The sequence below is a fragment of the Arsenicibacter rosenii genome (assembly GCF_001870735.1).
Classification (GTDB): Bacteria; Bacteroidota; Bacteroidia; order Cytophagales; family Spirosomataceae; genus Arsenicibacter; species Arsenicibacter rosenii.
The window spans coordinates 1-6,582 of sequence record NZ_MORL01000053.1; the positions used below are offsets into that span (position 1 = coordinate 1).

7 protein-coding genes, 2 tRNA genes and 1 pseudogene are annotated in these 6,582 nt (G+C 44.7%); 6 read left to right on the forward strand and 4 right to left on the reverse strand.

The features are described 5' to 3' along the window. Nucleotides 1–246 precede the first annotated feature (246 nt). A tRNA-Cys gene (locus tag BLX24_RS32940) sits at nucleotides 247–318 on the forward strand. Between the two features lie 451 nt (nucleotides 319–769). Beyond that, a tRNA-Tyr gene (locus BLX24_RS32945) sits at nucleotides 770–853 on the forward strand. 454 nt (nucleotides 854–1,307) lie between these two features. Here the strand turns inward: BLX24_RS32945 and BLX24_RS29240 are convergent. Continuing rightward, on the reverse strand, nucleotides 1,308–1,487 hold the full coding sequence (locus BLX24_RS29240) for a hypothetical protein (RefSeq protein ID WP_071506767.1): 180 nt from the start codon (nucleotides 1,485–1,487) through the stop codon (nucleotides 1,308–1,310). Nucleotides 1,488–1,591: 104 nt separating this feature from the next. Here BLX24_RS29240 and BLX24_RS32950 point away from each other — a divergent pair, with 104 nt between their 5' ends. The 3 genes from BLX24_RS32950 (at nucleotide 1,592) to BLX24_RS29245 (ending at nucleotide 2,909) form a co-directional block, all read left to right on the forward strand. Continuing rightward, complete coding sequence (locus BLX24_RS32950; RefSeq protein WP_177225956.1) at nucleotides 1,592–1,765, forward strand: hypothetical protein; 174 nt, start codon at nucleotides 1,592–1,594, stop codon at nucleotides 1,763–1,765. A 138-nt stretch (nucleotides 1,766–1,903) separates the two neighbouring features. Then, nucleotides 1,904–2,185 carry a hypothetical protein gene (locus BLX24_RS32365; protein ID WP_143092870.1) on the forward strand — a complete coding sequence of 94 codons (282 nt, stop codon included), beginning with the start codon at nucleotides 1,904–1,906 and terminating at the stop codon, nucleotides 2,183–2,185. Nucleotides 2,186–2,213: 28 nt separating this feature from the next. Then, nucleotides 2,214–2,909: a hypothetical protein gene (locus BLX24_RS29245; protein WP_071506768.1), complete on the forward strand. Its 696-nt coding sequence runs from the start codon at nucleotides 2,214–2,216 to the stop codon at nucleotides 2,907–2,909. A 587-nt stretch (nucleotides 2,910–3,496) separates the two neighbouring features. Here the strand turns inward: BLX24_RS29245 and BLX24_RS29250 are convergent. Further along, a complete protein-coding gene (locus BLX24_RS29250; RefSeq protein ID WP_310590811.1) occupies nucleotides 3,497–4,006 on the reverse strand; it encodes a serine hydrolase domain-containing protein in 510 nt (169 codons plus the stop codon). Continuing rightward, entirely contained in the window at nucleotides 4,003–4,179 is a 177-nt protein-coding gene (locus BLX24_RS32955) for a hypothetical protein (RefSeq protein WP_177225957.1), read from the reverse strand. The genes BLX24_RS29250 and BLX24_RS32955 overlap by 4 nt, the downstream gene beginning before the upstream one ends. 456 nt (nucleotides 4,180–4,635) lie before the next feature. Here BLX24_RS32955 and BLX24_RS29255 point away from each other — a divergent pair, with 456 nt between their 5' ends. Next, nucleotides 4,636–5,856: a tyrosine-type recombinase/integrase gene (locus BLX24_RS29255; protein WP_071506770.1), complete on the forward strand. Its 1,221-nt coding sequence runs from the start codon at nucleotides 4,636–4,638 to the stop codon at nucleotides 5,854–5,856. Nucleotides 5,857–6,217: 361 nt separating this feature from the next. On the opposite strand, the pseudogene BLX24_RS29260 reads toward BLX24_RS29255, so the two are convergent. Continuing rightward, nucleotides 6,218–6,582, reverse strand: a pseudogene (locus BLX24_RS29260) (polysaccharide pyruvyl transferase family protein); the annotation flags it as partial.

Below are 6,582 nucleotides of genomic sequence, written 5' to 3' on the forward strand. Positions count from 1 at the left end.
GAATATGTTTTTATTATTCCGGATAAATTAAAAAATAGTTTTCCGGAAATTATCAGATAATATTTGGAAGTAATTTGAAAATAGTTTTACATTTGCAACATGAAAATACTCTGCACATATTGTCTCTGTTCGTGTTCGCTGCTGACAGGCAGGACGAGGGGCTTATGTGCAATAAGTATATAGAAAACTTATTGCGTTGAAAGGGCCTCTTGGTACATCCGGGAGGCCCTTTTTTATTGCCTGTATGTCCCGTAACTCATGCGGTTTGGGGCCTGTCTGCAAAACAGGTATGGCGGGGTTCGACTCCCCGACGGGACTCTTATGTGTTGACTTTAAGGTAGTTATTTGCTGCCTTATCGGATCGGCACGAATAGAANACTACTGCGGGTGAAAAGCCCTTATAGGTTCGACAGGGTCGCCCGTGCGATCCTGCCACCTCCGCTTTTATAAAAAATAGCTGCATATTTCCCGTAATATGAGCCGGGAAAATCATGTAGTTTTAACGATAAATTGAATAAAATAATTGGCTTGAATAGTCTAAAAAATAATGACAAATATTATCTGAATTATTGCCTCAGGCTGAAGAAATTCAGGCGATGAAAGTCGTTCATTAATGCTCTTTAACGAGAACTATAAAAGATTTTCGGTACTGCTGAGAGTCTTTTTTGGGACCCTGTAGCCCAACCCGAAGGAACTCCAGATTCAGGATCTGGATAGTGTTGGTTGAGCGGACCGCCGCCTCGGTCTGACCAGGGTTACCAGTTAGCCCGGGTGTGCGCCAACACAGGAGGGTTGGGCCAGACTGTAAATCTGGAGTCTACGGACTTAGCAGGTTCGAATCCTGTCACACCCACAAAGTAAAGCAGGGGGATTGCAATTTTCAGTTGTAATCCCCCTGACTTTGTATACAAAANAAATGCCCTACCCGGTTGAGGTGGGGTATTTTTGTTTAAAAGCGGTTTGGGATATTTTCACGGTTCAGGCATATTTACAGACCCCTAAACAAGCCATGACGATGAAGATTATCTACGACGTATTCCTGCTGAATCAGCACCACACCACCGGCAGTTACGAGTATAAGCTTTTACCGGTCGACTACGATCATGTTGAGNACCGCTACCGGTTTGATTCCCGAAACGAAGCCGAACAGTGTATTGCTGAGCTGCTGAGCCGGTCTTCCGGCCCGTTTGTGATACTGGAGGAGTATGTCGCGAGCTAAACAGGACACTATACAAAATGATAACCCGTCCTGTCTGTATGAGCGGGGTTTATTTTTGTGATCAGCGCTGCTAAAAAGTCAGATATCGTTACTGCTGCTGACAACTGTCCGGACCCTGAACGACAACGGTACTGGTAGCTGGCGGGCAGCCCGGACTTCCATAAACAGTTAACGTATAAGTTCCGCCCGTTTTAACCCCTTCCGTAAGGGCCGTATAACTACCGCCATTCCGGTAGCGGGTATTATAACGTCCGTCGGCTGCACTCATGGCTAGGCAACCGTTCACCGATTGGCGTTGAAAACAATACGATCAATCTGTTTTTTCAAACTCTTATAAGTAAAGTGTCCGGCCAAACGGGACCACCCCAATCGATGGTCGAAGAAGAAATTGAGGATGAGGACCTGATTGGGCAGGAATGGCCGGGGGGATTTGAAGGACGTGTATGGGAATGGGTCAATTATGATTGGATTAGTGAATATGGAGAGCTTTTAAGTGGTTTTGTTGCTTCAAAGGAAGAGGAGAGTATGTATAAATCTTACGATTGAAAAAGAACAATAGTGCACTTAAAGTATATATGATAATATATTTATTTTTTTATTTTTATTGTTATTTTTAACACTTGCTGGTTAGGTTCAAAACTGGTCAGTGTAGAATTTATTATGTACCATTTAAAACTATTTATTATGTTAACCAAATCAATTTTTGGAGAGAAGAAGCGCCTTCTGTTAGGGTGCTTTTTTTTATGTGTTAGCTATATTGCTGATGCAAAGGCCTTTACGTGTGAGTGTGCTTTTGATGACGGCGGTATATTGTATAGCTGCTCGTATGTTGCTGTAGGAGGTGGTTGTTGTACAGGTGCTACCAGTGGTCAGACTGCTTACATTGATAAAGAAGTTGGTGGTAAGCATAGTGGTGCCTATACTGATGCGTCTTTTGCTCAGAGCCTTTGTTGTAATAATGGTTAATTGTTGGTGATATAAATATTTGTTGATCATGAAAGGTGTGAAATTTATTTTCTTAATATTTATAGTTGGTGCGTGTACTCACGATAAGACGGAACAGTCTCAAGTAATGGAGCGTGTTGAAAGTGAGAATGCTAGAATAGCTAAGGCTAACGAGTCTACCAGGATAGGAGATTTTTATATACCTGATCCTAGTGATCCAAGTACAAAAGAAGTTTCTGTTAATTCGGATGATCTGGAGTCTTTTGTTAACAAAAGTGGTTTCTTTAAGTCAGGTAAGCTTACAGTAAAACCTAGTGCTGCTACGAACAGTTTGTATATGTCATTTGTCAAGGCAAATAGTTCTAATCCGTCTATACGTAGGTTTAGAAGAGAAGCTGCTGAACAATTATTGTCGAGTAGTTTGAAAACAATGACTGTAAAGGATCGTGTATTTTATACGGGTGAGTTGATTGCTGGCAGATCTGATGAAGTAAGCTTGATCCGAGAATCTGTAGTTTCGGTTAAAGGTAATATAGATCCGATTGAGTATAAACAGTTAGTCGGCCAAGCTAAAAATTTGCTTGATCAATATGAAGATTCGTTTAAAGAGGATCTTGCTTTTTATGAAAGTAAATCTGGTGGTACTTATCGTCAACGTGCTGTTCGTGCTATTTTTTCAAAGGTTGCACAACAGGGCCTTGATTTAGTACAAAGTAATAAGAAATTGTTAGTTGAAACTCTTTAATAAGAAGCGTACATACCTAGCAGCAACGAAACCTTAGACGCTTTTTTTAACAATAACGGTACCGCCCCAAAAGTTCGCTTCGCCAATCCCCAAAAAATCTCCACCCCCATCCTTCGGGTCGTATTTTTTGGGGATTGCTCTTGTGTTCAGGACCGTTATTGTTTTGCGTATAAGGTGCGTTGTTACGGTATTATAGTGTTAAGGCTGATTTTTTGGGGGGACTCAATTTGTAATTTATTTTAGCCCAAAAACCACCGTCGTCATAAAGAGGGAATAACCGTTCTGCATACTGAGGGTATTTATTTCGGTAATTATCTATCTGGTGGGATAGATAATTACGCTCTTTGAATAGTTCAAGGGCTTGTTGATATTATACGGTTTCCTGTTTTTGATACCAGAAGTAGGTACAAAGGGCAACACATAGTACTAACAGGAAACTGTAAGCTACTAAGGGCTCCATCCTGTAAAGCCGTAGAAGTCGCCCTGAATGGTGATTTTGGTGGGAATACGTTGGCGTTCCGATTGTAGTTTACTGATTATTTCGGCTCCTGCTGCTTGCAGTTGTTTTGTGTCAGGTAATCCTTCGATTAAGGAGGGAAGGATATATCCATACGTAATGGAGCGGTAATCTTCTCCCTTAGGATGGCACCATAGCTTTTATGGTAAATTTTTTCCAGAATACATGCCATAACAAAGTATCCAGGACTGGAATATTGCGTCTTTGTCCCTGGAACAGACAATAGTTTCAATTTAAATATCTCGTCTGTGGCCTGCCGGTCCGAGAGTGGAAGAAACGACGTTTTCTCCCAATAATCCGCTATCCCTTCGTTGTGTGGAAGGCCGGAGGTGTGGGTCAGTAATTGCCGGATAGTTATTTTACTCCAATCTGATTGGCCCGGTTGGGGGTAATATTTACTGAGTTGATCGTCAGGTACTAACTTGTGCTCTTCGGCAGCCAATACTACCAACATAGCCGTAAACTGCTTAGTAATTGATGCTATCCGAAAAACAGGCTCTGAAGAAAGCGCTACGTCAAGCTCCAATGACGCTTTGCCCATTGACCGTCGATAGATTACGCTATCATTCCTGGCAATCAGACTGTACCGTTAAAGCCGATTGATTGCTGCTGCACGCTCAAATAACGGTCAATCAGGTCTGCCTGTTCTTTTTGAATCTGGGCTTTGGATCTTCCCGGAAAGCCTGATGCACAAATAAAAACAAGTATAAAAATTTGTAGTCTGGACATCTTTTCGTTGTTAATCAGCCCCATTAGTAGCGATTTATTGAAAAAGATGACAGGTCTAAAGAAATATTTGATTACTGGATACAAGTCGTACCGGACTCATACTATCCCAAAAAACCTGATCATCTGATACTGAATTTACATTAAACTGATGAGAGATTTCGTACGAATGTTGAGAGGTCCCCGTTTAGCTGATCATACACCGGATCACTACAAACCGGTGAGTGGCACTATCTGTTGAACTGAAAATTTACACCGGAAACCGTATTTTCAACAATTCATACAAATTACAATTTGTATGAGGTTGAATTTATTCGTTTTATCATTATCTTTGATCTGTAGCCTGTGCCGAAACGGAGAAGCCCGTTACAAGCCACCATGATATACCAGGGGGTAACTGGCCAGACCAGGCGGAGCATTTACGCAGCCAGGCAGGTAAAACCGGATAACCCGTTATGTTCCGGAACTTAATGATCCGGATACATGGCACGACAGATAGCTAAACAACACAACATCCTGACTCCGGCACCGGCGGGGGCTGCCCGTTTGACGGTCACCCAGCTCATTCATCAGTTTACGGCCTGGCTGGCGCAGACCGGCAGAACAAAACCCGGTAACTACCCACGGCTGGCCCGGCAGTTTATCCGTTACTGTCTGGACAACCGCCTGCCCTTTGATACCGGCAGCCTGCGCATCTACGGTGCAGGCAAAAAGGGCAATCAGCTTTCACCCGTCAGAAAGTTTCTGTTCTTTTATCAGATGCAGGGATGCCCTGCGGTAGTGCCGGACTCGCCGGCCGGTAAACAGATGCCGGCAGCTGCCAATGAGCTAATTCTGGCCTTTCTGGCCGAAGCCAGTCACCTGCGGGGCGACAGATCAAAGGAGAACTATACCAGGGCCTTAAACGTCTTTTTCCACTATATCACTGAGGAGCAGGCGGCGGGCCGGCCGGCATCGTTTTCAGCGCGGACAATCGGCCAGTATGTCAACGATTTGCGCCGGCGCGGGCTGTCGGCGTTCACCGTTAATTTTTATCTCTCGGCCATCAGGCAGTTAACCGAATGGGTCATTAAGCACCGCAATCGCTTAGGGCTCAGTTCTGAGCAGGCGGATGATCTGCGGGATGTTCAGGCGATCCGGGGCCTGAGCATCGAGCGCGGTTTCTACAAAGACAGCCTCAGCGAGGCTGAGCGGGATGCCCTGCTTGCTGTCATTGACAACCCGGCGGACCGTGCCATCGTGGCTCTGCTGGTCCTGGAAGGATTGCGGACAGTAGAAGTAACCAGACTCACGGTGGGTGACATAGCGTTTGACAAAGAGCAGGTACACGTTCTCGGTAAAGGAAAGAGTACCCGAAAAGCCATTAAGCTCTTTACGCCCTGCGCGAATATATTGCGTGAATATCTTCATTCTGAAACAGGGATACCGCTTTCTGCATCACGCGCTTCGCTGCTGTTTCCGGATTTAAAAACGGCACATATCCGGTATGTGGTTGATAAATATCTGAAAGCCCTTGGCCTGAAACGACCTAAGATGTCGGCCCACAGCCTGCGCCACACAACCGGACAGATCATGATCGACAAAGGCGTAGAACCAATGTGGGTGCAGCGCCACCTGCGTCACGAGCTGTTTGAGACAACGCAGTTTTACATTAAAAAGCAGACCGAACGGGACTATTTCGTGAAGATGCCGGATAGGGTATAAGACATTTTATAGGTAGCATTAAAGTCCGATAATTGTCATTCGTCAGATCAAGTCTTGCCTTATACAACCTACAAGCGGTTCCAGGTAACGGGTTTCTTCATTTTTCTAACTTATAACATTTTAGATTTGCAACACAATGCTGGAAATCTTTAAGCAACCTGTTGCAGTTACCCACACCATCAATACTTTACACCTCATTTCAACCGCGCGACGGACCGTAGAAAATTCACCTTGGTGAGCTTTTATGAATCTAAATATTTCCCACGGTCCGCCGCGCGGTCGTATTGTCTCCTGGTTTTCATTGTCCACTAAGTTAGATCTTAATGGTCCGGTCAAATGTAGCAGGTCCAACTTACATTAATCAGGTCAGTTTTTTCAGTGGCACAAACACGGCGTTATAGCGTTTTTTGACCAAATCCATCGATGCCTTCACCCGCTTCCGGGCTTTGGCATAATCCGCATGAACACTCATTAGCCGCCCGGCAATCTGTTCACCTGTCACGTCATTGATCTCAAAGGTCCAGTCTGTTAGTTGCAGATCGTAGTACATCTGCCCCTTGATGGTATCCTCCGGCTGGCGCAGATAAAAAGCCGGGGTACCGTTGGTCAGGGCGATGATGGGAGAATGACACTCGAAGCTCAGAACAGCATGCGCATCGGCGTAAAGCGATGCCGCTTCGTCCGGTAGCCAGTAGTCGTGTTTGACGACCCTGGCCTTGACGTCGG

Bases quoted from the DNA above. Each gene is read 5' to 3' on its own strand.
- BLX24_RS29240 (WP_071506767.1), bottom strand. From the start codon at position 1,487: ATGAGTGCAGCCGACGGACGTTATAATACCCGCTACCGGAATGGCGGT.
- BLX24_RS32950 (WP_177225956.1), top strand. From the start codon at position 1,592: ATGGTCGAAGAAGAAATTGAGGATGAGGACCTGATTGGGCAGGAATGG.
- BLX24_RS32365 (WP_143092870.1), top strand. From the start codon at position 1,904: ATGTTAACCAAATCAATTTTTGGAGAGAAGAAGCGCCTTCTGTTAGGG.
- BLX24_RS29245 (WP_071506768.1), top strand. From the start codon at position 2,214: ATGAAAGGTGTGAAATTTATTTTCTTAATATTTATAGTTGGTGCGTGT.
- BLX24_RS32955 (WP_177225957.1), bottom strand. From the start codon at position 4,179: ATGGGGCTGATTAACAACGAAAAGATGTCCAGACTACAAATTTTTATA.
- BLX24_RS29255 (WP_071506770.1), top strand. From the start codon at position 4,636: ATGGCACGACAGATAGCTAAACAACACAACATCCTGACTCCGGCACCG.